Raw genomic sequence first — 23,038 nt, 5'->3', positions numbered from 1 at the left:
GCGCCGGTGCGCCGCCTTGCCATCGTGGCCCTGATGCTGAGCGCGGCACCAGCGCTGGGACAGGGGATTGTCACATCGCCCGGGTCCGACAGCGTCTCGGTCAGCATCTATCGCGCGCCCGACCGGGACAGCGACGAGGCGATGGATCTCGATTGGCTCGAAGGCTATGCACTCGTTACCGAGAAGCGCACCGTGGATATACCTGCGGGCAAGGCCACCGTGCGCTTCGAAGGCGTGGCGGCGGGGTTGTTCCCGGAAAGCGCGATCGTCACCGGACTGCCTTCGGGCGTGCGGGAGAAGAACCTTGATGCAGACCTGCTTTCGCCGCGCAGCCTCTACGCGCGCATGTTTGGCCGGCCGGTGATCTTGCGGCGAACCGACCTTGCGACCGACACGGTCCGCGAAGAGCGCGCGGTGATCCGCTCTGGCCCTGATGGGGCTGCCATCGTGCAGACGGCAGCGGGCTTCGAGGTTGCCAACTGCGGCGGCCTCGAGGACGAAATACTCTATCCCGAAGCACCAAGGGACCTGTCTGCGAAGCCGACGCTTTCAATCGAAACGGATAGCCAGGTGGCGCACAAGGCAACGCTGTCCTTGTCCTACCTCGCTTGGGGTTTCGATTGGCAATCCAACTACGTCGTGCGAATGAACGCGGATGGCCAGACGGCCGATGTCTCGGCGTGGGTAACCCTGGCCAGCAGCGATTCCATGAGTTTTGCCGATGCGGAGACTGCGGTGATCGCGGGCAAGGTCAACCGCGAGGACAGCTCCCAAGGGGAAAAGCCCTCGGGCGGGGAACTGGAACTGACCTGTTCGCTGTCGCAGCTGGCACCACCGCCCCCGCCTGCACCGCCGCCTCCGCCTATGGTCATGCCCGCGCCGGCGATGGAAATGGCCGACATCGTGGTCACGGCTCAGCGTGTGGGTCCGTTCAATGCGCCCGTCACCGTGCAGCAGGAGGGCCTTGGCGATCTCAAGCTGTACCGGGTGCCAGTGCCGGTTACCGTGGCGGCCAATGCGCAGAAGCAGGTCGCGTTGGCGCAGAAGCATGACGTGAAGATGGAGGCACTCTATCGTGCGGATGTCTCCGAAGACAGGGTCGGAGAGGTGCGCCAGATGTTGCGCACGCGCAACCGCAAGGAAGACGGGTTGGGCCTGCCGTTGCCGGGTGGGCCGGTAACGGTGTTCGAACCGGTTCGCTCTGGCCCGGATCAAGGGGCAATGCTTTTGGCCGGGGAGGGTGGGCTTCCAGACCGCGCGGTGGGGGAGGACGTTGAGATCGTGCTTGGAGAGGCGACGCAGATTGCGGCCAGCGTCCGGCAGATCGCTTCTGACGACGTATCGCGTACGGTGGCATTGGACGTGAGCAATGCTCGGCCGGTTCCTGTGCGCTTCGAGGCCCGGATTTTCTCAGGTGGGACAATGGAGGGTATCTCGCAGCGACGTCTTGTGCGCAGGGACGGACGGACGATCTGGTCGGTCGTGATACCTGCGCGCGGCAAGGCCAGTCTGACGTACAGGATTGTTAATTCTGACTAAAAACCGACACTTATCCTTCCGAAGAGATTTTCACCTGCTATCTCGGCGGCATGACCATGCAGAGCGACTTCCGGCGATCGTTCATGGAGCGTAAGCTGCGGCTGATTGTCGTGCTTCTGCTATTGCTTGGCGCGGCGGGGTATCTGTGGTGGGCTGCGCGGACGGAGAGGCGATACGAACAGTCAGGTGTTGCTGAAGACGGCAACTATCGGCTCGTCGCGCAGGACGGATCACTATTTCAGCGGTCCAGCCTAAAGGGGCATCCGTACATTACATACTTCGGCTATGCATCCTGTCCCGACAGATGCCCGGCGATGCTTGCTCGGCTTTCGCGCATCCGAGCCCGGATGGGGTGGACGCATGAAGACCTGCCGATCGTGTTCATCACCGTAGATCCCGCGCGGGACACTCCGGAACGCCTTGATGACTTTGTCAAAAGCCTTGGGGAGAATATCATCGCGCTGACAGGCGAACCGCAAGTCATAAACCGCATTACGGACAATGCTGGTGTCTTCGTGAAGATCATTCCGCAGTCCGGCGACAACTACCGCATCGAGCATACGACGAAGGCGTTCCTCTACAACGTGGACGGCGATTTTTGGGATACGGTCAGTCCGCAGGAAGCCGACGCCCGGATCGAAGCCAAATTGCGTGACGCCGCAGTAAGCCCACCGCCGAAAACCGAAATGTCTCACGCCACCTTGGACAGGCGTCGATAACTCCATCTCGTTGTCGGGCTGCGGAGCGACTGGCTTTGTCTCTCGCGGTTGCCGAACTTGAGTTGCTGGTTGTCAGAGCGGTGGCACGGCCGCCTCGATTTCCGCAAAGTAGTGCGCCATTGCGTCAGCCGCTTTGTCCGAAAGGGCGATGAACGCGCGGCGGCGATCCGTAGCATCCTCCGCCCGGCAAAGCAGCTCGGCCTCGGTCAACTGGCCGATCCACCGCAGCGCAGTTGTCGGCGGAACGCCCGATGCAATGCACAGAGATGTGACGGAAACCCTTTTGTGTTCGGCCCGCGCCGCCGTGAGATCGAGCAGCATGTCCCATGCAGGGTCAGCGAACAGATCGCCTTCGAAGAAGCGGGCGCGCAACTGGCGCTGGCGTATGATCTTGCGGACAAGGCGAGGGTCGGGCAGCGAGGGGCGAGTACCTCGCGCGATACGCACGCCGGCACAGTCACGCTCTCCGGTCGCATCAAAAGCGAAGGCGGAGGCCTGGACGTGATCAGTCGCCGCCGATGAGCCAGACAGCGTTTCCAGGCGATTGGCGATTTCGCTTACCTGCTGGGTCAAGCGAAGCAAGGACATGCGATCGGTATCCGACAGCTCACGAACTCGGCCTCCCTTGGCCGAGAGCGTAGGAGAGGCGAGGACGTGGCCGAGCGCGATGACCCGGTCCGACCGAGATGGATTGACGAGGATCTGCGCACCGGACTGATCGAGGCAACCGAATACATCATCCAGTGCCCCCACGCTCGTCGAAACGATCAACTGGCTACCTGTGCGGGCAGCACGTTCATCCAGCGAGACAAGTGCTGCAATGTCGGCACCTTCGAGGAGCGGGCAATCAACCAGTACCAGATCGCCCAAGGTCTGCTCTGCACGCGCATTGAGCAATTGCGCCAGCTCGCCCGTGCCGCAGACGCGCAACCCTGCAGCCGATGCATCTTCGGCCATCTCCATGCGCAGATAACTACGATCGGCGAAGATTGACACGGCAAGAGGCGCGGAAGGGCTGAGCCACGCTGCCTGCTCGTCGGCGAAAGGAGGGACGTCAAAATCTGTTGCAGCAAAGTTTGGTGCGAAGGCTTGGACCAGCGTCATTGCAATGTTCCCTCAGTACTTGCCCTAAGTGCGAACATGAGTGGAACATATGTGGATCAGGTCAAGATCGTTTATCTCGATTCTGGATATAGTTTCGCGGTGACCTGGGGGCAGGTGAATATGGCCTCGGTTGAAACGACGTCTTTTCCGCGCTTGATAACTGCTGATTTGTTCGCAATATCGGATCGGTGTTCTTACTGCAAACTGCCTCCATTTCGGATGTTCCAGCGCAACTAGTGCAGTCTCAGCGATTTCTCATTGAAACAGCACATGAAAATGCCAAGCAGGACGAATCGGCGCCCAGCTTGCAGCTGACAGCGGCGCAACTTTTCCAATTGGCCGATTCTGCTCGCGATGCTGGCGATTACGCCACGGCAGAGACGGCCTATCGCGCCTTGGCGGGCAACCCAGATATCGAGTTGCGGAGCGAAGCAAGGTTTCGCCTGGCGATGATGCTTGCCGACCAGATGAAGCGAACGCGCGATGCTGCGGTCGAACTGCGTCGCATCCTCGACGAAAAGCCGGATGCCGCGCGGGTGCGACTTGAGCTGGCCCGGATGGACGCGATGATGGGGCGACTTGGCGCCGCCGAGCGTGAAATGCGTGCCGCCCAAGCCAGTGGCCAACTTCCGGCAGACGTCGAGCGTGCCGTGCGTTTCTACGCTGCGGCGCTTGCTGCGGCAAAACCCCTTGGCGGCAGCCTGGAGCTTGCGCTTGCGCCAGACAGCAACATCAATCGCGCAACAAGGGCAGACACGCTAGGCACTGTCATAGGCGACTTTACCCTAAGCGACGACGCCAAAGCCAAGTCCGGCCTGGGGCTTGCGGCGCGCGCGCAGGGGTATCTCCGCGTGCCGCTTAGCGCCGGAGCCCGTCTGCTCGCGCGGGTATCAGGCAGCGCTGACTTCTATCGCTCCGGACAGTTCGACGATTATGCGCTGGCCGTGCAATTCGGACCAGAGTTCCAGTCCGGTGCAGACCGGATCACTTTCTCAGGGGGCCCGTCCTGGCGCTGGTACGGCCAAGCGGCGTTCAGCCAAGGATGGGGGGGCACTGCGGTTTTCCAGCACCCCTTGGGCAAGCGATCGCAGGTGCGTGCCGAAGCGGCTGTCTCGCGCCTCGACAATCGCCGCAACGACTTGCAGGATTCTACTATTTATGCCGGCACGCTCGGGATCGATCGTGCCTTCAGCGCGCGCTTTGGCGGCGGGATGCAATTGCGGATGAGCCGCACCTCAGCGCGCGATCCGGGTTGGTCAGATTGGACCGGCGGGACATCGGCGTATGTGTTCAGGGAACTGGGCAGGACGACGGTCGTGATGGACGGAAGCTACTCGCGCCTGGAGGCCGATGAGCGCCTGTTCCTCTATCCGAGAAAGCGTGTGGATGACCGGTTCAGCCTCGGGCTTTCGGCAACGTTCCGCGCCATCCAGTGGAAGGGCATCGCACCTTTCCTGCGCCTCAGGATAGAGCGGAACCGTTCGACGGTGGGCATTTTCGATTTTGATCGGCGCGCGGCGGAATTTGGCCTGACGTCGGCATTCTAGCGTAAGGAAAAAGGGGAGAGGGGCAATGACCAGACATGACCGCAGGGCGGCGACAGCGTCTGCCTTGACCATTGCATTGATGCTGGCAGCGTGCGGCGGTGGCGGCAATGGCGTCAGCAGCACTCCGGTGCCTACGCCTGCGCCTACGCCTACGCCTACGCCGACACCCACACCTACACCTACACCTACACCTACACCTACACCTACACCTACACCCACGCCTACGCCTACGCCCACACCGACACCGACACCGACAGCAAACACGAGCCTGGTCGCGCCGCTTGTCAGCGAAAGTTTCAAGAATGTGGCATCTGTCGGAACTGTAAGTGTTCCGACCAATGGCGCCGCGGTCAGCACCTCGGCTTCAGCCTTGGCGCTCACGGTCTCCTACAACGCCACTAACCGCTCCTGGACTGTCTCGGACGGCACGCGCAGCCGCACTTTCGGTCCAGGCGACATCGACGCGACGCAATCGAACAGCGCAATCACGACCTACAAGTTCGTTTCGGGCAATACGACCGAGTTCCTCTCGTTGACCACGACAGGCACAGCCGCAGGTCAGACCCGTTTCGTGGGGGCAGGGATCTGGCAGCGCCAGGTCAATGGAAGCACCACGATCGATGGGCGCATTTCCTCCTTCGCCTATGGGGTACAGACGCCGAACGGAACGCTGCCGAGGACGGGCGCGGCCAGCTTCGATGTAAAGCTGCTGGGCGCGCGGACGTTCAGCACGAACATTTATGCGCTGGGAGGGACAGGCAAGCTTTCGGTCGATTTCCTGTCCGGCGGCATTGCCGGAAGTGGCTTCTACGACGAGACCGATGTTCAGACCAATGTCACCGCGCGGGGCTATAACTGGAACGCCTTTGCGCTGCTGTCCAAGAGCGCGAACAGTTTTCTTGGCCAGTTGACCTTGGGCAGCGCCGGAACGGGTGAGTTGCACGGGGCTTTCTTCGGCCCCAACGCCGAGGAAGTTGGGGCGGCCTTCTCGCAAAACCCCAACTCGGACGTCGCCGCAACCGGTGTGATCTATGGCGCTCGCGGCACGACACCGGTCAATACCTCGACCAGCCTTGCCAGCCCTTCCACCGACCAGTTCTATCAACCGTTGAGCGCCTCCGTGAAGGGCACCCTTGATGGAGCAGGCAATCTTTCAGCAGTGGGCGCCGGCAGCGGGCTTGCGTCTGTGCATCAGGGTGAGAATGGATCGCCACTGGTGTTTTACGGTTCCGATGGCCGGATCATGTGGCAGCCGACAAAGGCGGGACAGGTCGGGCTGACGTACGACTTCTACACAAGCAGCGACTACCTGCGCGCAGGCATTCTGACCGACCGGCGATCGAGCATCGGCCAGATAGATGCGTTCGTTTATGGTTTCGCGACGGCCAATTCCTCGACCCCGCGTACCGGGACGGCTGCCTTCAATGTTTCTCTCAATGGCGGGATCCTGGCCAACGGGTCGAAGATCAGTGGCCTGAACGGAAATGGCAGTTTCAACGTCAACTTCCAGACTGGCGCCGTTTCGACGCTTGGAGTCTATACTGTTGGCAATGCCATTCCGGGCACCTCGGCGGGCCTGCCGGACACCCAATCGGATGCAGGCAACTGGAGCGGAAGCGCGACGCTTTCATCAAGCGCCAATGCGTTCAATGGTAACATCACCTTCGATGGTACGACCGATTACAACGGCACGCTGACCGGCAAGTTCTTCGGTCCGGCTGCGGAGCAGATCGGGGCGGTGGTTCAGGCCAACAGTTCCGGCGGTGCCGTCATGGCAGCTACGCTTGCAGGCGGCCGCGGTTCGGACAGCACCGCTTCCCAGAGCGGACTTGCCGGCCTCACGACGACTACTGTGCTGAATGGCAACGATTCCCAGTACTATGTCGTGAACGGTCTCAGCCCGGCGGAGCAGGCGCTTCTCGATACCAATGTCGAGGTTACCTACAACCCGACGAACAAGTCATATGTTCTCACGTCGAAGACGACTGGCACGAACTTCGGCAACGCCGTGCAGCTGTCGCAGACGCTGGCGGCGGCGGACTATAAGGCGGCGGAAAGCACCAGCACCTTCGATGTGTATCGCGGTGCCGATTACACGGCGCGGGTGTTCAAGTTCGGTAGCGGCAACCCCTCGATTGCCCTGACTTACACCAGTTTTGCCGAAGTGGTGCGAACCGACACGGTAGACGGACGCCAGGTGGCGACGCACTACTATGTGCCGTTCGGCGGCCTGACGCCAAGCTTCCAGATCCCGCGAACGGGCTCGGCAAGCTATTCCGGGGTAGTCTACGGTTATGGCCGGAACGGTGCGACGCAGCGCGAGGCTTCGCTTTCGGGGACCAGCACCTTCACGGCAGACTTCGCCGCAGGCACTGGCAGCGCCGTCCTCGCGTTGACGGCGACAGATGTCGGCAATAACGCGACGTCGAGCCTCGGCAACTTTACTTACAGTGGATCGCTTGCGGGCAATTGCCCAGGTTGCGGCGTTGGCAACACGTTCTCCCTCAGGGGAACCGGCACCGACGTGCTCAGCACCAGCTTCCTCAACGGCATGTTCTTTGGAGCCAACGCTGCCGAATGGGGCGGCTCGTTTCTCCTGCAGCTGAATCCGCCGGGCGGACAGCAATCGATCTATTCAGGTGTGACCGTCGGCAAGAAGAACTGACGCTTGGCAGCCTCACCATCCGCCCGGATGGTGAGGCTGCACGTGTTCAATCGACGAAGGGATCGCGCACAAGGATCGTGTCCTCGCGCTCCGGGCTGGTGCTGACAAGGGCAACCGGCGTTTCGATCAATTCCTGCACGCGCTGGATGTACTTGATCGCCTGGGCGGGCAAGTCAGCCCACGAACGCGCGCCAGCAGTGGTGCCATCCCAGCCGTCCATCTCTTCGTAGATGGGCTCAACCTCAGCCTGGTCGGCGGCGTGGGCCGGGAAGTAGTCCAGCACCTTTCCGCGCAGGCGGTAGCCGGTGCAGATCTTCACCTTCTCGAAACCGTCCAGCACGTCGAGCTTGGTAAGGGCAATGCCGGTCACGCCAGAGATGGCGCAGGACTGACGCACCAGCACCGCGTCAAACCAGCCGCAGCGGCGCTTGCGCCCCGTGACCGTACCGAATTCGTGGCCGCGCTCGCCAAGGCGCTGGCCGACTTCGTCCTCTAGCTCGGTAGGGAACGGCCCGGAGCCGACGCGGGTGGTGTAGGCCTTGACGATACCAAGCACGAAACCTGTCTGCGAAGGGCCAAGACCCGAACCGGACGCGGCGGTGCCCGAGACGGTGTTGGACGAGGTGACGAACGGATAAGTGCCGTGGTCAACGTCGAGCAAGACGCCCTGCGCGCCCTCGAACAGTATGCGCGCGCCGGCCTTGCGGACGGTGTTGAGGCGCTTCCAGACCGGCTGGGCGAACTGCAGGACGTACGGCGCTATCTCGCGCAGTTCGGCGATCAGTGCGGCGCGATCGACCGGCGGCTGTCCGAAGCCTGCACGCAGCGCATCATGATGCGCGCAGAGGCGATCGAGTTGGACATCGAGCGCATCGAGATGGGCAAGGTCGCACACGCGGATCGCGCGGCGGCCGACCTTGTCTTCATAGGCAGGGCCGATGCCGCGGCCCGTGGTGCCGATCTTGCCTGAGCCGGCTGCGTGTTCGCGCAGACCGTCAAGGTCGCGGTGCAGGGGCAGAATCAGGGGGCAATTGTCGGCAATGGCGAAGTTTTCGGCATTGATCTCGACGCCCTGCGCGGTCAGCTTTTCGATCTCGGCCTTCAGCGCCCACGGATCGAGGACCACACCGTTGCCGATGATCGAGAGCGTGCCAGTGACAATGCCCGAGGGTAGCAGAGAAAGCTTGTAGACCTGTTCGCCGACAACGAGGGTGTGGCCGGCGTTATGCCCCCCCTGGAAGCGGACAACGGCATCGGCACGGCTGGCCAGCCAGTCAACGATCTTGCCTTTGCCTTCGTCGCCCCACTGGGCGCCGATAACGGTTACATTGGCCATGAATACACTCCTCCACCCTGCCCGGGTGGATCCTCAAGACGCCCTTCGACAGGACTCGGCGAAACGGGATGGATGAGCGGGGCAAGACCCCGGTTTTCGGTGCGCGCCCTAGTGGCATAGGCAACCCAAAGTCAAGGGCGCCGCGAACTGGGCTGGTGAGATGGAAGGTCTCCTCGGCTTGCCGACAGCAGCTCTGACCTATCGCGGGGAGACCAGGTTGCCTTGCTGCAACTGTCGGCCAAGCCAAGGCCTGTTGTCAGGACGGTGCCATGTGGCGGGCAATGAAGGCACTCAAAAGTTGGGGCCACCGTCCCGCCGGCGCATTGGATGGGCCGATGCCGAAACCATGGCCCCCTTCTTCGAACAGATGAATTTCAACCGGACGCCTGGCGCGCTGCATCGCATCGAGGAACAGCAGGGAATTCTGGGATGGCACTGGCACGTCATCAAGAGCGTGCACGAGGAAGGTTGGGGGCGTGTTTGCACCGATACGGCGTGCAGGAGAGCGGCGCTCAATTGCCTCAGCAGTCGGATTTGGGCCGAGCAACATTTCAACCGACTGCTGATGCGTGTAGGGCGGTTCGGTGCTTATAACCGGGTAGATCAGAGCGGCGAGGCTGGGCAGCGGATCCAACTGGTCCGCCGCATCGCGCCCATCATAGCAGCCGTCCCTGCCGGCGGTGATCAACGATGCAGCAAGATGACCACCTGCAGAAAATCCGATCACGGAAATCCTGTCGGGATCGATGGAGAATTGTCCTGCCCGACTCTTGATCAAGCGCATCGCCCGCTGTGCGTCCTGCAATGGCACATCGGCGCGATTCGCCCAGCCTTCGCCAGGAAGGCGGTAAACTAGCACGAATACGGTGTAGCCCAGTTCAGTGAAGGTACGCGCAACGTCCGTGCCTTCATTGCGGATCGAGACGAACGTGTAGGCTCCGCCCGGGATCGTCAGTATAGCCTGCCCGTTGCTCCTTTTTGGACGGAACACGCGCATCTCCGGTCGGGCGACCCCTGTAATGAAAGTGGGGTCGAGTGTGATTGATGGCTTGGGCGCTGTACGCGGGCTTCCGGGCGGCAGGCCGTCCCACAAGGTGATCGACGGCGCTCCGATCCATTCGGCCGGAAGCGGTCCGGCTCCTTGCGGAATCTTCAGCGCTTCCCTTGCGGCGCTGACAGGTAAAGTCATCAGAAAAAGCCCACTTCCCAGCAGCATTTGCCTGCGATCGACCGGCATACGCATGACCTTCTCCGGCATGCGTGGCCGGAGATCATCGCTCCGGCCACGGCGCTTCCTGTTGTCAATGCGATCAATACTTGAAGCCGACGCGCAAGCCATAGGTTTGCGGCATGGCATAGCTGGCCGTCGTCGAACTCCAAACGGGAACGACGGTTGTGGGGATGCGACGGTCCTCGACGTTGTTCATGAACACGTTGAGGTAGGCATGCCCCGAAGGTTCGTCGAACTGCAGGTTGAGATCGGTCTTCGTGTAACCTGCAATCCGGCCCTGGATGGCGTTGTCCACGCTGGCGAATGTTGCCGTCTGCGCGAAGAAGTCGACTGCCGGAGTGATCTTCCAGCCAGAAGCGGTTTCGAACTCGTGAGCATAGCTGAAGCGCCCGCTGAAGCGTGGTGCAAAAGGCAGCCGATTGCCCGAGTAATCGGCAACTGCCGGCGCAATCGGCGCAAAGCCCAGGATCGGCGCGAAGATGTTGTAGATCGTATCGGCTGAGCGCAGATTGTCAGGTGCGTTGGCAAATCGCAGGAACTTGGTATGCAGCCAAGAGAAGTAGGCCGTGAACCGATCTGCCGGGGTGGGGCGGAAGCTTGTTTCCAGCTCGATGCCACGAATGCGCGCTCGGGCCGCATTGGTCGTAACCGGTATCGGGCCTTGCACCGGATCGACGATAATCGACGACACCTGCAGGTCCTTGTAGTTCATCTGATAGGCCGTGGCGCCAAGGAACAGGCGGCCACCCATCAGGTTGGCGCGCAGACCCAGCTCGAAATTGTCGACGGTTTCAGGCGCATAGCTTCGGAAGTTCGCCGGATTGGAACTCGGCTGCAGGCCACCCCCGCGATAGCCGGTCGAGACCGTAGCATATGCGAGCAGGTTCTCAGTCACGTCGGCGTCGATGCCCAGCTTCCAACTGACCTTGCTGTATTTCGCGCTCGGACGGTTGCGATCATCGGTATAGGCGATCGTGAAGGTCGGGCAGACATCGGGGGCGATTGTATCGCGGTCAAACGACTGGCCCGGGCAAACCAGTTGTTGCTCATGGCTGGTAACCGTATCCCAGGTTGAGCGGATACCCGCGACAAGGCGAAGCGATGGTGCAATCGCGAAGGTTGCCTGTCCGAACAGGGCGCGAGACTTGCTGCCCACACCGGCATAAGTGTTGACCACATCGACAGCGTCAATCGTGGAGATCTGATCGCCTGTCCCGACGACCTTCGCGCCGAAGAGGTTGAAAACCAGATTGAAAGGAGCGGGCGCCGTATTGCCGGCGTGCAGCAGTCGGGTGCCCGAGGGCTGGCGATCCTCATACAGGAATGCGCCGCCAACGAGCTTGAGCGGGCCATTCTCGTAATTCACGTCAACTTCGTGGGACCAGGTGCGGGTGCGATGATCGATGTATTCCTGCGAGAACACGCCGGTCGAGGCCGTGACGCCGTCGTTCTTGAGGAGTGAATAACCGGCAAGGTATGTGAAGCTGAGGCTATCGGTGGCATCCCACACCAGCTTCGAACGTACGTCATAGCTGGTGATGTCCTGCCGGTTGCTGGTTACGGTATCCAAGCCGGGATTGATCGCATCCGAGGGGACGATCGTGACCGGGCCGAACGTGCCCGCCACCAGATCTGCCTGCGGATAGACGTTGTAGTTGCGCAGGAACACTGATGCGACTGTGCCGGTGTTCCGGGCATAGGAGCCCGACAGGCGCCAACTGAGGTTCGGCGCCGGATCGAATACCGTGGTAACGCGCACCGCCGAAAGGTCAATCTTGTCAAAGCGGCGCGCCGCAAACCTGGGGCCGTACCCGTCGTTGACCTGATGGAACGCCGCTACGCGGACGCGCAGCATGTCGTTCACTGGCAGATCTACGGCAGCTTGCGCACGGATATCATTGAAGCGGCCATACTGCAGGCTGGCGCTGCCACCGAAATTACGTCCCGGGTCGGCTGTGTTAATGTTCACGACACCGGCAGTGGCATTGCGCCCATACACTGTGCCTTGCGGGCCGCGCAGCACTTCGATGGCTCCAAGATCGAACAAGGCCAGCGAAAGTGCGACGGGGGACGGATTGTAGATACCGTCGAACTGGGTTGCGACTGTGGAATAGCCGCTAAAGCCATTGTTCGAGCCAATTCCGCGAATGGCAAATCCGTTCTGCGAAAGCTTGAGCGTTGGCACCGTGGTCGCGATCTGTTCGCTGGTGGTCAGGCCCTGTCGATCAAGCAGTGATTGCGAAACAACGCTGACGGCAACGGGAGCCTTCGAGAGCCGTTCGCTGCTCTTCTGAGCTGTGACGACGATCTCGGTCGGTACGGATGATCCGTCATCCTGAGGTGTTGCCACATCCTGTGCATTGGCAGTCATGGATGACGCTGCAATTGCTACTGAGGCCAGCAGAACGGAACGTGTGTGCATGGGTATTCCCTCCCTTGATCGGCGCAGTCCTGGCCGGTTTGGACGCGACTTTTCCTGTCTTCGTCCGATTCGGGCTCCTTTCATCACAAAAGATGCGATTGCGCAATCGATTGCTCTAACCTAAAAAGGGTGGAGCATTCAGGTGCGGTGAGCCAAAAAGTACTGTGAAATTTTGGGCTCTGCCGGAATTTTGCTGGAGTCGTTGAGCCGTGGATATTCCCGCGCACTCTCGCTCCGCCATCTGATTGGGCAAGAAGAGTCAACGATTGCGCAATCTTCGCGCAATCCTCCCGGAGGAAGATCTCACTATGGCAACTACCGTTTCCGAGACTGGCAAACGCGTTGCCTCCGGGGCTTGTGCGAGCCCGACGATGTGGAGTGCTGCAGACCTGGGTGGGTTGGCGCTCTCCGAAACCAACTCCATTCCCACTCTCTCGCCAGCACCCGCTGCCCGCGTGGATGGCTTCGACCTTTGGGACATGTGGCCTATCGAACGGGCCGACGGCACGCTGCCTCGCTTCAATGGTGCGGCGTTCTGGATGATTCTTACTGCGCCTGTGGCCGCCGACCCCGATTCCCGCCACGCAATCGCCCGTATCCGTCTGGCAAGCGAGTACGATGGCCGCTGGACGCTTCACCAACCGGTTTTTCCCGATGGCTTCACCCCCGGCGATCGCGAATGGTCCGGCTCTGCAGTCCTGGATGAGGAAAAAGGCGAGCTTACGGTATACTTTACCGCTGCCGGGCGGCGTGGATCCTCTATGGCAACCCTTGAGCAGCGCCTGTTCGAGGCTCGTTGCCGGTTTTCCGAAGCGGACGGGGCCGTAATCCTGTCTGACTGGTCAAGGCCCGTTGAATCCGTCGAGGCCGACGGAAAAGATTACATGATTGCCAACCAGATCACCGGTGTTGGAGGGGAAATATTTGGTTTCCGCGATCCGGGCTTTTTCCGTGATCCCGCCAGTGGCCGTTCCTTCCTGTTCCTCACAGGATCATGTGCTAAGTCGCCATCGCGATGGATCGGTGTGATAGGAGTAGCTGAAGCCATCGGCGCAGAAGGTTCCGGCTGGCGCCTTCTGCCGCCTGTGCTTAGCGCGGCGGGCTTCAACAACGAACTCGAGCGCCCGCACATGAGGGTCGTTGATGGTCGCTACTATTTGTTCTGGTCAACTCAGCGGAAGGTGTTTGCAGCTAGCGGTTCCTCGGGGCCGACAGGGCTTTACGGTGCCGTTTCGGATGGGCCGCTGGGGCCATTCATGTTCCTGAACGGCCACGGACTTATTGCCGCAAACCCCGTTGACGCGCCAGCACAGGAATACAGCTGGTGGGTGATGGATGATCTCCGGGTCATCGGGTTCGCAGATTTTCCAGGGATCGCCGACCCTGCTACCCTTACCACTGCCCAGCTGCGGCGTGAACGGTTTGCGGGGTACCCGGCGCCGTTCTTCCGCATCGCGCTGGACGGAGGGACATCGCGGGTGGTTGTCTAGGTCGATCCGCGCACGATGACGTGCGGCTCGATCTGGCTGGATCGCGTCGCCTCTCCGGCGATCCTACGAAGGAGCGTCTGTGTGAGCAGTTGCGCTCCGTGCCGCAACTGCTGGTCGATTGTGCTGAGCGGCGGGCTCATGTGCTCGCCGATCGGCAGGCCGTCGTAGCCAATCACGCGGACGTCATCCGGTACGCGCTGACCAAGGTCGCGTAGCGCCCTGATCACGCTGATCGCGGTCACGTCGGATCCGGCGACGATACCGTCGGGGATTTGCGCCATGTTGCCCAGTTGCTCACGCACGTCGGCATAGGCGGCATCCGGTTCGAAATGCGTGCGCAGTTCCACAAGCGGAGTTGCCCCCGCCTCAAGCAGCGCCCGCCGGGCACCATCAAGACGCTCGCCGAACTCCGAACCTTCCAACGGCCCGGCATAGGCTATGCGTCTGCAGCCTCGGTCAATCAGGTGCATTGCCGCGAGCCTGCCGCCGAGTCGGTTGTCCGATCCGATCGAACAGTGGTGCTGACCGGGCGAGTAGCCGCCCCAAACCACCATTGGCTCGTAACGCCGCGATATGGTTTCGATGACGTGGAACTGGTCCGATTGGCCGACGACCACGATACCGTCGACTCGCCCACTTCCGATGAAGCGGTCCATCCAGCGGTCGTTGCGGGGAAGCACGCGTGACAACAGCATGTCGTAACCGTTTTCGGCAAAAGCATCGGCCAGAAAGCCTGTCATCGTGTTGAAGAATGGGTCTGACAGGTGCTGCAGGGCTTCGTGCCCCAAGGGTACCAGCACGCCGATGGTCATCGTACGCTGCGTGCGCAGGTTGCGAGCCGCAATGTTGGGCTGATAGCCGAGTTTTTCTGCCAGAACGGCTATGCGTTTGCGCGTCTCGTCACTTACGCGCCCCGATCCGGTCAATGCGCGAGAAGCGGTGGCGGTCGAAACTCCCGCCAGTTCGGCAAATTCCTTGAGATTCTTGACGCTGACCATGCCTGTTCGACTACCGTTGCCCGCCTTCAAGGATAATAGCTCTCCGCGCTGATGTGACACCTACACGCGGTGTCGCCAGTGGCAAACTGCAAGCGCACATTCATGTGAGAGTGGCGCGTTCTGCTGCGTCGTCTTCTCCGATCATGGTCGGTGAAGAATCCAACTGCAGCGATGCCATATCGTCTGGCGATGCGGCGCGCCACGGCGGAATGCCGCGGGCCGCCGGCGCGCCTTGGGCGGCAAACGCCGACAGAGCCTGAACCATGCTATTGGACAGGGCCACCGCGTCCATTCCACCGCCGGTCATCGATGCACAGGTCTGAGTGTTTCCGAACCAGAACGGAATGTCGAGGCAATGGAAAGCCATCGGTCGACCCTCAAGCACCGGAGTCTGCCAAGTGAACCAGAACAGCCACGTCGGGGAGCATTTGCTTTCGAACCGCCTTCTCGCCTGATTGATCACGGCGTCGCGGATTGGTGCAGTCGCGATGCGAGACCACAATGCGAAGGGCTTTTCGTTCTGCGCATTCGCCCGAAATCCGGCGATAACTGCTTCTGCCCTGCCGGGAGCGAATCGTTCGACCCTGCGCTGAAGTGCTGCTTCGTCCATCTCGAACGCTGCGGGATCGTTGATGCCGGTAACAAATTCGTTGAGCGTGGAGCCGATGATCAGTGGGACTTGCGGATCGTTCGCCGCAAATTCTGGATGCATGGGGTCTGCCAGCAGCGTTTGCCCGTCCAGCGTCGGGGCGAAGTTCAGCATATCCGGAATCCGGCGCACGTCTACAAAGCTGTCGAAAGGCGGATTGACCCGGGCAAGGACCCGCTGGGCTGCCGCCTGCATTTCTGAATAAGGCCGCGTTTGCAGAGAGGCCAGATCGCCCTTGGCAATGTCGAGCTCGTCAAGAATTAGGCGGGAAAGCCGGCGGGTCTTGGTCGGCGTGTTGAACATCGCGAAGGACCCGCTAAGCACCATCGCTCGGTGATACAGCCCCTTGGCCGTGGGCATCGCCATCAGCGCAGTGACCTTGGCCCCTCCGCCCGACTGGCCGAAGATCGTCACGCGCGAGGGATCCCCTCCAAATCGGGCAATATTGTCGCGCACCCAGCGCAGTGCAGCTACGATATCAAGCATGCCGAGATTGGCCGAGGTAACATGCTCCTCGCCCCAGTCGGACAGATCGAAAAACCCCAGCAGGTTCAGTCGGTGATTGAGCGTAACCACCACCGCGTTGCCACTGGTAGCCAGATTCGTGCCATCGAATGCCGGAATGTCATGCCCGGATCCGGCAGCAAAGCCGCCCCCATGCAACCAGACGAGCACTGGACGGCGCGCGGCATCAATAGCTGGAGTCCATATGTTGAGTCGAAGGCAATCTTCATCCTCGACGGCGTCGTTCCAGCGGAAGATGAAGGCTTCCTCATCACGGAAGCGTCCCATGCCCTTGTCCTGCGGTGCAATCGGGCCGTAGTGAAGGCATGAGCGAACACCGTTCCAGGGCTCGGGTGGGCGCGGTTCACGAAAGCGATTGGCACCACCGGTGGGCGCTCCATAGGGCACGCCCTTGAACACGGTAACTGCGCCCTGCCGGTAGCCCCTAATGGGTCCGGCAGTGGTCCTGACCGTAAGTCGTGCTGCATCGGTATAAATTGGCGCCCTCTTGTCAAAGAACGGCATCGCCTGGTCCTGCGCAGACGTTGCTGCAGTTGGTGCCAAGGCAATTGCTCCAACACCGGTCGCAGCAGTGATGATATCGCGCCTCTGCATACCCTCGCATCCTTATGCGACCTCGGCGATACCTTTGGGGGAAGGAGTGGTATCACCGAGAATTGCATCAGTTGGTGTTGACGCGGAATGTCACCCCGATCGTGCGCGGGCGTGGCCCTGCCAGAAGCGTAGGACCGTTGGCGGAGGTGGGGCCGCGTAAATCGGACAGGTTGTCCCCGAACAGGCGCACTTCGTATCGATCAAACCGCACGCCGATGCTCGCCTGATAGAGTTCGTAGGGATTGATCTCGTTGACCGTGGCATCCCCAAGACGCGAACGGCCGATGAAGGTTGCCGAACTGGTAGCGAAAAGCGTGGCATTGCCGATCGGCCGTTCGTAGCTCGCATCCAAACGGAAATTGTGTGTTGGCGTGTTGAGCAGGCGCAAGCCGTTGGAAATGCGAGGATCGGCTCCGGCGAACGCTGGGCGGACGCGTGTGAACTTGGAGTCGTTGACGTTACCGATGGCATTGAGCGTCAAGCCCTGAAGCGGCGTCCGCCATGTCATTTCCATGTCGATCCCCTGCGCTTTGCCATCGCCGAGGTTAGCAAAAGCCGCCAGCCCGATCGACGTGTTGAAGGCGCTCTGGATGTTCGTGTATTTTATGTCGTAAAGGCTGACGGCCACCCGCAGCGCCCCGTCCAGCAGTGCCCCCTTCATGCCCACTTCAAGGTTGCGCAGCTTGTCCGGCGTCAGCGAGATGCCGCTCGGCACGCCATCCGCGATCACCGCGTCGGCCTGTGCTTGTGACTGAAGAATTCCACTGCGGAAACCGGTGCCAGCGTTGAAAAACAGCATCCAGTCGGAACTGGGGTTGAACGCGAGGTTGGCCCGCCAGGTCAATGCGTCGGGCCGCGCCTGGCTCTGAACTCGCACTCCGTTCGAGATGGAGTCCGCTTCGCGTCGGTCTTTGAAATAGCGCAAGCCGACCAGCGGTACGAGCTTGCCGCCGAACAGTTCATAGCTCACCTCGGAGAACACTGCTGCATTCTCGGTCTTGGTGATGGTTTGCCCGTTCAGGCCAAAGGCCGGGAACGTCAGGCTGAACGTGTAGAGACTGCGCGCGTTCTGGTAAAAAACGCCGGCCACGCCCTTGAGCGGCCCGGCATCGCTTGTAGCAACCCGCAACTCGTTTACGAAGTTGCGCGCGTCGCCGCCGTTGATCAGCACGCCGGTGCCAAGCGGCGCGCCAAGGTTGAGGCCGACCTGGAAGCCGCCGGGCAAGGACTTCTGGTAGGATGTCGCGTTAGTCAACGTGACGGCGCCGAATTCGCGCTCGAGGGTGTTTGATGCATACCAGGCACGGCGCTTGTCAAAGCCGACAACGTCGCCTTGAAAGGCCGCGAACGGCGGGTCGAGCGAGTTGATCACGTTGAGGTATTTCTGATCCGTGGCGAAGTACCAAAAGCGCGTCCGAACCGAAGTAAGCTCGTCCGGCTTCCAAAGCAGCACGGCCTGCACGTCCTTGGAGGTGACATGGTTTGCGTCCCGCTCGCGCGGGGTACCAGTCGGCGCTCCGGAATAGATGTCGGCCACGCCGGCGCGACGATCGTATCCGCCGCTCACACGCAGGCCTAGCTTGCCGGGGACCAGCGGGAAGGAGATCGCGGCTGCCCCCCGATAGTTCGGATCGCTCGCCTCGGCCGATTTGGACAGTTCAAGTTCTCCGGCGTAGGTCACCTGATCGAGGTCGGGGTTTTTGGTGTGATAGATGATGGTCCCAGCCGAAGAGCCAAGGCCATAGAGGGTCCCCTGCGGACCGCGCAGAACTTCAACGCGGTCGATATCGAAATACTGCACCGGCGGAGCGGCCTGATTGTTGGGCACGCCGAAGGGCGTGTCGTCGAGGTAGTAGCCGATCAGGCCATCGCCAATGGGACCGCCGGCGCCCGAACCACGAAACGAGAAAATGCGATAACCCGCCCCGATTTCCTGTGCCTGTGAGGCGCCAGGGATCAGTTGGATGAGGTCCGCGCCATCGCGCACGTTGCGTTGTTTCAGCACATCGCCGTTGAACGCCTGAATTGCCAGCGGCACCTTGTCGAGTCGAACCGAACCGGACTTGAGCGCTGTCACGACGATCTCGCCCGCATCCACTGGGGCGTTCGCGCTGCCGGCAGAAGCATCCTGCGCCAAGCTCGGTGCAGACACGACCAAGCCACAGGCTGCCGAAGCGATCAGGCCAAGGCGCAGCTTGGCTGCATGCTGAGAAACTTTCATCCTAATCCTCCCTTTGTTCGAATAGTTGGGTAATCGATTGCGCACGTGTTGGTGATTGAGGCCTTCAGCGGCGGCATTAAAGAATATGGTTGTCAGGCTGCCGCGGGTCGGGCGAAAGCCATGCGCAACGTGCGCTTCCACGCGCTGGCAAAGGCTCGCGATACGTTAGCATCAGGCACCACGAAGTCGAACCCATGAAACGCGCCAGGCGAGACGAGCAGTTCAGTAGGGACGCCAGCCTGCACGAGCCGTTGAGCGTAGATCATGTCCTCTTCGACGAAGAGATCAAGCGATCCCACGCCAATGAACGTACGGGGCAAGCCCTCTAGGTTGGGCATCCTCCCCGGAACTGCGCCAGCCGGGACCTTGGTTTGGCCGGCAGGCTGGCCGAGCAAGCTGCTCCAGCCTACGACATTACCTGTTTCATTCCAACCGATCGTGCCGATGAAATCCGGCACGCGTCGGGTTGATCCGGTCCGGTCATCCAACATCGGATAGATCAGGATTTGACAGCACAACGGGACGCTTCGCCGGTCGCGGGCAGCCAAGGCAAGCATGGCGGCAAGTCCACCCCCGGCGCTTTCACCCTTCACGGCGATCCTCGCGCGGTCCACGCCTAGATCATCTGCGTTTTCATGGACCCATGCCAGCGCCGCGTGGCAGTCCTCTAGCGGCCCCGGAAAGCGCGCTTCAGGGGAAAGGCGGTAGTCCACTTCGACCACGATGCAGTCGAATTCCTGCGCCAGTTGCTGTGATGCGGGTATGGTGTCGGCCATGCGTCCGACGATGAAGCCGCCTCCATGGATGTGCAGGACCGCAGGTCGCAACTCCGTCTTTCGGCCTGCACCAATTACTGCGACCTTGACAGGTGGGTGGCCGTGAGAGCCCGGAATTATGCGGAAGTCGACCGCAGGGGCGGGCGCAGGCAAAATTTCCGGTGGTGGTGGCGCGGCTTTGCGCATGGCCACAATCGCAGCATGATCGAGAGGATCGGGCAGGGGCTGGGCGAGGATCAGCTTTGCCCCGTCGCGCAGTTCAGGATCGAGCAGTGTCATCGGAGTCACAGCGGCCTTTCCAAGAACCGCCGCACCGCCCCTTTCGCGCGCGCCTAGCAAGGAAGGCATCAATGCCGTTGCCAGGGCTGCTGCGCCAGCCGTCCTTCGGGTGAAGTTCACGTTTGGTCTCTCCAGGCCATGCTCTCTTACGGAGTCTTGGTGAATGCGTAATCGATTTCTTACGCCTTGCGGAGAATAATGCAATCGATTACGCACATCCGCAGCAAGCGATCGGACTGCTCCAGCTGCTAAGAGAGGGTACAGCGATGTCGGGGTTGAAGCGAATTGTGGCGTCATTGGTCGCACCTGCACTGCTGCTCGGCCCCGTCGCCAAGTCCTTTGCGCAGGCCAGCATGCCCTCCGGAATCCAAGTGGATGACGATGGTACGGTCCATGCGTCCGCCATGGCGGTGCCGGTCTCTTCGATGCTGAGCGCTGAGGCCAAGGCCTATCTGACCGACCACCTCAAGGCCATGCAGGATCCGGAGCAGCTAAAGCAGGTGGCTGGCGTGCCCGTGTTCATGCAGGGATACTTGGCGAAGGCGAAGGCAACTTTCGCTCCGACCATGGTCGAGCGCCAGATCGGCGGCGTGCACGTTCTGGATTACAGCCCTCGAGAGGGCGTTTTACGCAAAAATCGCAAGCGCGTGTTGATCAATCTTCACGGTGGCGGCTTCATGGGTTGTTTCCCGGGGTGCGCAGAGCTGGAATCCATCCCTGTCACCGCAATCGGCAAAGTCCGTGTCGTATCGGTCGACTACCGCCAAGGACCTGCTCATGTCTTTCCCGCTGCCAGTGAGGACGTGGCTGCCGTATATCGCGAACTGCTCAAAACCTATCCGGCGCGCAATATCGGCATTTATGGGTGCTCTGCGGGCGGAATGCTAACCGGTATGGCTACGGCATGGTTTCAGAAGCACGGCCTGCCACGTCCGGGTGCGATCGGAGTATTCTGTGCTGGGCTAACCACTTCCGCCTTCGGCTTCGGTGGGGATGCGGACTATATGACCGCTGCCATCGGCGACGCGCGTGCTGCCCCGGTCTGGCCGACCGACGCGCAATTGCCTTGGACCGCGCTGCCTTATTTCAAGGGGGCAGATCCGAAAGATCCCACCGTTTCGCCAGGGTCCTCAGATGAAACACTGCGTCAGTTTCCACCAACGCTGATCATTTCCGGAACAAGGGGCTTTGAGCTAAGCTCTGCCGTGAAGACACATTCTCGCCTGGTTGCGCTTGGCGTCAAAACCGATCTCCACGTTTGGGAGGGGCTCTTTCACGGGTTCTTCTACAATTCCGATATTCCCGAATCGCTTGAAGCGTACGACGTGATGCTCCGTTTTTTTGATGCCCACCTTGGTCGCTGATCTGCGCACCTGAAGGAGTCATCGTTGGCTGGGAGATCCTGCGATTTGGGCCTCCAAACAGCGTGCACCTAGTGGCTTTGATAACCCTTGTGGCTGTCACCGACGATCGGAGCGGGTGTCAGTTGTTGATGGCAGATTTCCGGGAAAGTGAGAGACGTACCGGTGAAACCGGCACCATCACGGACGCTGCATCACTTGTGCCATTGGCAGGTCCTTTGGCGAACCCGCAAATCGATCCACCCATTCATGGAAATGCTCGACACCGCCCTCATTCCGGCCAAAGCGAACCTCGCGGAGCAGGCCCGATGAGAGTACTGACTGCTGCTCGAGTGACATTGGCAGGTCCTCGGTTCCGACGACCTTACCGAGGAAGTCCGACATCGCCGTTGCATCTGCAAAGTGTTCTTCATCCGGCGGGTTCTCGTGCAAGAATATCTGCACGGTTTCGGATTCTCCTACCGTCTGGCCAGGCCAGACCTGGGACAGGATCACGCCGCGTCCGCCCTTGTAAAAGCAGTTGATCGAGACGTTCGGGAAGACGATCCATTCGCCGAACAGAAGGGAGGCGAGCGGCCATTCGCTCTCTGGCATGTCGGCGAGGCCGGCGATGTCATCCTGTTCGAGTACATGGTCCGCTTTGGTCAGCAAACCGAGGCGCTGATGCGGGCCATGGTAAAAGTATTCGGCGAGATTGCTCATGCCAGAACCAAAGGTCTCGCGGTGCAATACGGGCAGATGGTAGAACTCGAGGTGGGCATCGAACGCGAGCTTCCAGTTCGCGCCGGGTAGGCTGCGGCTCTTGAAATGATGCCACGTGTCGAACCCGAACTGTGCAAGCAACTGGTCGAACCCGTTGAGGAAGGCGTCAAAATCGGGTTCGGCGGCGGGGTCGATGATGGCCCAGACAAGTCCCGCCCGCTCGGTAGTGGGGAAGGAAACGAGACGGGCGGCATCGCTGTCGATCTCGCCGAAAGACTCCCGCGCCGCAATGCCCAGCAGCGATCCATCGAGCCGGAAGCTCCATGCATGGTAGGGACAGGTCAGCCGAGTTGCGTTCCCGCATTCGCGCATGAGGCGCGCCCCACGGTGGGTACAGGCATTAAGGAACGTGCGCACCACGCCGTCCTTCCCGCGCACGATCAGCAACGGCACGCCAACCACGTCCATCACCTTGCAATCGCCCGGATTGCGCAGCTCACACGACGCTGCCAGCAGCAATGGTACGCGTCGGAACAGGTGCTCCTTCTCACGCTTGAACCGATCCGCATCGGTGTAGATCGACGATGGCCTGCTGGTCACCTTGGGGGCACGAGTGATGCTGCCGCTGGCAAGGCGTTCGAGCATGCGCCGGGCATCTGCGACCAGGACCGATCTGACGTCCATTCCAGTTCCTCTGCGTATTACTTTGCCGGCGCCATTGCGCTCGGGCGAGCCACGTCCAACCACGTCCTAACGAAGGACGCAGCTGGACTTTCAGTGAGCTCACGCTCTGCAAGCGGCTCGGTGTAGCGCGACATCGTCGGTGACTGGTCAGCGACATTGATGGTGATGTGTCAGCGGTGACGTTGGGGATAGTGTC

Annotated in this window: 15 protein-coding genes; 6 read left to right on the top strand and 9 right to left on the bottom strand. The window is 61.0% G+C overall.

The features are described 5' to 3' along the window. Nucleotides 1–6: 6 nt before the first annotated feature. Both AC1Q5P_RS12290 and AC1Q5P_RS12285 read left to right on the top strand, forming a co-directional pair. The gene (locus AC1Q5P_RS12290) at nt 7–1,539 is read left to right on the top strand and encodes a DUF4139 domain-containing protein (protein ID WP_492519083.1); all 1,533 of its coding nucleotides are present in this window, start codon (nt 7–9) and stop codon (nt 1,537–1,539) included. A 50-nt stretch (nt 1,540–1,589) separates the two neighbouring features. After that, on the top strand, nt 1,590–2,258 hold the full coding sequence (locus tag AC1Q5P_RS12285; protein WP_492519082.1) for an SCO family protein: 669 nt from the start codon (nt 1,590–1,592) through the stop codon (nt 2,256–2,258). A gap of 72 nt (nt 2,259–2,330) precedes the next feature. Here AC1Q5P_RS12285 and AC1Q5P_RS12280 read toward each other — a convergent pair whose 3' ends face one another. After that, nucleotides 2,331–3,221 carry a MarR family transcriptional regulator gene (locus tag AC1Q5P_RS12280; RefSeq protein ID WP_492519081.1) on the bottom strand — a complete coding sequence of 297 codons (891 nt, stop codon included), beginning with the start codon at nt 3,219–3,221 and terminating at the stop codon, nt 2,331–2,333. 476 nt (nt 3,222–3,697) lie between these two features. On the opposite strand from AC1Q5P_RS12280, the gene AC1Q5P_RS12275 reads away from it, so the two are divergent. Next, on the top strand, nt 3,698–4,909 hold the full coding sequence (locus AC1Q5P_RS12275) for a surface lipoprotein assembly modifier (RefSeq protein WP_492519080.1): 1,212 nt from the start codon (nt 3,698–3,700) through the stop codon (nt 4,907–4,909). A gap of 304 nt (nt 4,910–5,213) precedes the next feature. Continuing rightward, on the top strand, nt 5,214–7,574 hold the full coding sequence (locus tag AC1Q5P_RS12270) for a beta strand repeat-containing protein (protein WP_492519079.1): 2,361 nt from the start codon (nt 5,214–5,216) through the stop codon (nt 7,572–7,574). A 46-nt stretch (nt 7,575–7,620) separates the two neighbouring features. On the opposite strand, the gene AC1Q5P_RS12265 is transcribed toward AC1Q5P_RS12270, so the two are convergent. The 3 genes from AC1Q5P_RS12265 to AC1Q5P_RS12255 form a co-directional block, all read right to left on the bottom strand. Further along, nucleotides 7,621–8,910, bottom strand: coding sequence for an adenylosuccinate synthase (locus AC1Q5P_RS12265; RefSeq protein WP_492519078.1), 1,290 nt, complete (start codon nt 8,908–8,910; stop codon nt 7,621–7,623). A gap of 256 nt (nt 8,911–9,166) precedes the next feature. Then, a complete protein-coding gene (locus tag AC1Q5P_RS12260) occupies nt 9,167–10,168 on the bottom strand; it encodes an alpha/beta hydrolase (protein WP_492519077.1) in 1,002 nt (333 codons plus the stop codon). Nucleotides 10,169–10,220: 52 nt separating this feature from the next. Continuing rightward, nucleotides 10,221–12,563 (bottom strand): TonB-dependent receptor, encoded by a 2,343-nt coding sequence (locus AC1Q5P_RS12255; RefSeq protein ID WP_492519076.1) that lies wholly within the window; start codon nt 12,561–12,563, stop codon nt 10,221–10,223. 308 nt (nt 12,564–12,871) lie between these two features. Between AC1Q5P_RS12255 and AC1Q5P_RS12250 the strand changes: the two genes are divergently transcribed. Continuing rightward, nucleotides 12,872–14,053 (top strand): glycoside hydrolase family 68 protein, encoded by a 1,182-nt coding sequence (locus AC1Q5P_RS12250; RefSeq protein WP_492519142.1) that lies wholly within the window; start codon nt 12,872–12,874, stop codon nt 14,051–14,053. On the opposite strand, the gene AC1Q5P_RS12245 is transcribed toward AC1Q5P_RS12250, so the two are convergent. From AC1Q5P_RS12245 to AC1Q5P_RS12230, 4 genes are all read right to left on the bottom strand, one after another. After that, nucleotides 14,050–15,051, bottom strand: coding sequence for a LacI family DNA-binding transcriptional regulator (locus AC1Q5P_RS12245; protein ID WP_039332601.1), 1,002 nt, complete (start codon nt 15,049–15,051; stop codon nt 14,050–14,052). The genes AC1Q5P_RS12250 and AC1Q5P_RS12245 overlap by 4 nt on opposite strands. 100 nt (nt 15,052–15,151) lie before the next feature. Then, nucleotides 15,152–16,819: a carboxylesterase/lipase family protein gene (locus tag AC1Q5P_RS12240; RefSeq protein ID WP_052242117.1), complete on the bottom strand. Its 1,668-nt coding sequence runs from the start codon at nt 16,817–16,819 to the stop codon at nt 15,152–15,154. Nucleotides 16,820–16,886: 67 nt separating this feature from the next. Then, on the bottom strand, nt 16,887–19,040 hold the full coding sequence (locus tag AC1Q5P_RS12235) for a TonB-dependent receptor (RefSeq protein WP_492519075.1): 2,154 nt from the start codon (nt 19,038–19,040) through the stop codon (nt 16,887–16,889). Between the two features lie 92 nt (nt 19,041–19,132). Further along, complete coding sequence (locus tag AC1Q5P_RS12230) at nt 19,133–20,095, bottom strand: alpha/beta hydrolase (RefSeq protein WP_492519141.1); 963 nt, start codon at nt 20,093–20,095, stop codon at nt 19,133–19,135. Between the two features lie 266 nt (nt 20,096–20,361). On the opposite strand from AC1Q5P_RS12230, the gene AC1Q5P_RS12225 reads away from it, so the two are divergent. Next, complete coding sequence (locus AC1Q5P_RS12225) at nt 20,362–21,459, top strand: alpha/beta hydrolase fold domain-containing protein (RefSeq protein WP_492519074.1); 1,098 nt, start codon at nt 20,362–20,364, stop codon at nt 21,457–21,459. A gap of 177 nt (nt 21,460–21,636) precedes the next feature. On the opposite strand, the gene AC1Q5P_RS12220 is transcribed toward AC1Q5P_RS12225, so the two are convergent. Beyond that, nucleotides 21,637–22,842 (bottom strand): aromatic ring-hydroxylating oxygenase subunit alpha, encoded by a 1,206-nt coding sequence (locus tag AC1Q5P_RS12220; RefSeq protein WP_492519073.1) that lies wholly within the window; start codon nt 22,840–22,842, stop codon nt 21,637–21,639. Nucleotides 22,843–23,038: the final 196 nt, after the last annotated feature.

The sequence above is a fragment of the Novosphingobium sp. GW835-FHT14H07 genome (genome assembly GCF_058793515.1).
This window is presented reverse-complemented; position numbering and strand designations above follow the sequence as displayed.

Excerpts from the sequence above, each read along its gene's own strand:
- AC1Q5P_RS12285 (WP_492519082.1), top strand. The coding sequence starts at position 1,590 with ATGACCATGCAGAGCGACTTCCGGCGATCGTTCATGGAGCGTAAGCTG.
- AC1Q5P_RS12280 (WP_492519081.1), bottom strand. The coding sequence starts at position 3,221 with ATGGAGATGGCCGAAGATGCATCGGCTGCAGGGTTGCGCGTCTGCGGC.
- AC1Q5P_RS12250 (WP_492519142.1), top strand. The coding sequence starts at position 12,872 with ATGGCAACTACCGTTTCCGAGACTGGCAAACGCGTTGCCTCCGGGGCT.
- AC1Q5P_RS12265 (WP_492519078.1), bottom strand. The coding sequence starts at position 8,910 with ATGGCCAATGTAACCGTTATCGGCGCCCAGTGGGGCGACGAAGGCAAA.
- AC1Q5P_RS12235 (WP_492519075.1), bottom strand. The coding sequence starts at position 19,040 with ATGAAAGTTTCTCAGCATGCAGCCAAGCTGCGCCTTGGCCTGATCGCT.
- AC1Q5P_RS12225 (WP_492519074.1), top strand. The coding sequence starts at position 20,362 with ATGTCGGGGTTGAAGCGAATTGTGGCGTCATTGGTCGCACCTGCACTG.
- AC1Q5P_RS12230 (WP_492519141.1), bottom strand. The coding sequence starts at position 20,095 with ATGACACTGCTCGATCCTGAACTGCGCGACGGGGCAAAGCTGATCCTC.
- AC1Q5P_RS12255 (WP_492519076.1), bottom strand. The coding sequence starts at position 12,563 with ATGCACACACGTTCCGTTCTGCTGGCCTCAGTAGCAATTGCAGCGTCA.
- AC1Q5P_RS12245 (WP_039332601.1), bottom strand. The coding sequence starts at position 15,051 with ATGGTCAGCGTCAAGAATCTCAAGGAATTTGCCGAACTGGCGGGAGTT.
- AC1Q5P_RS12260 (WP_492519077.1), bottom strand. The coding sequence starts at position 10,168 with ATGCCGGAGAAGGTCATGCGTATGCCGGTCGATCGCAGGCAAATGCTG.
- AC1Q5P_RS12240 (WP_052242117.1), bottom strand. The coding sequence starts at position 16,819 with ATGCAGAGGCGCGATATCATCACTGCTGCGACCGGTGTTGGAGCAATT.
- AC1Q5P_RS12220 (WP_492519073.1), bottom strand. The coding sequence starts at position 22,842 with ATGGACGTCAGATCGGTCCTGGTCGCAGATGCCCGGCGCATGCTCGAA.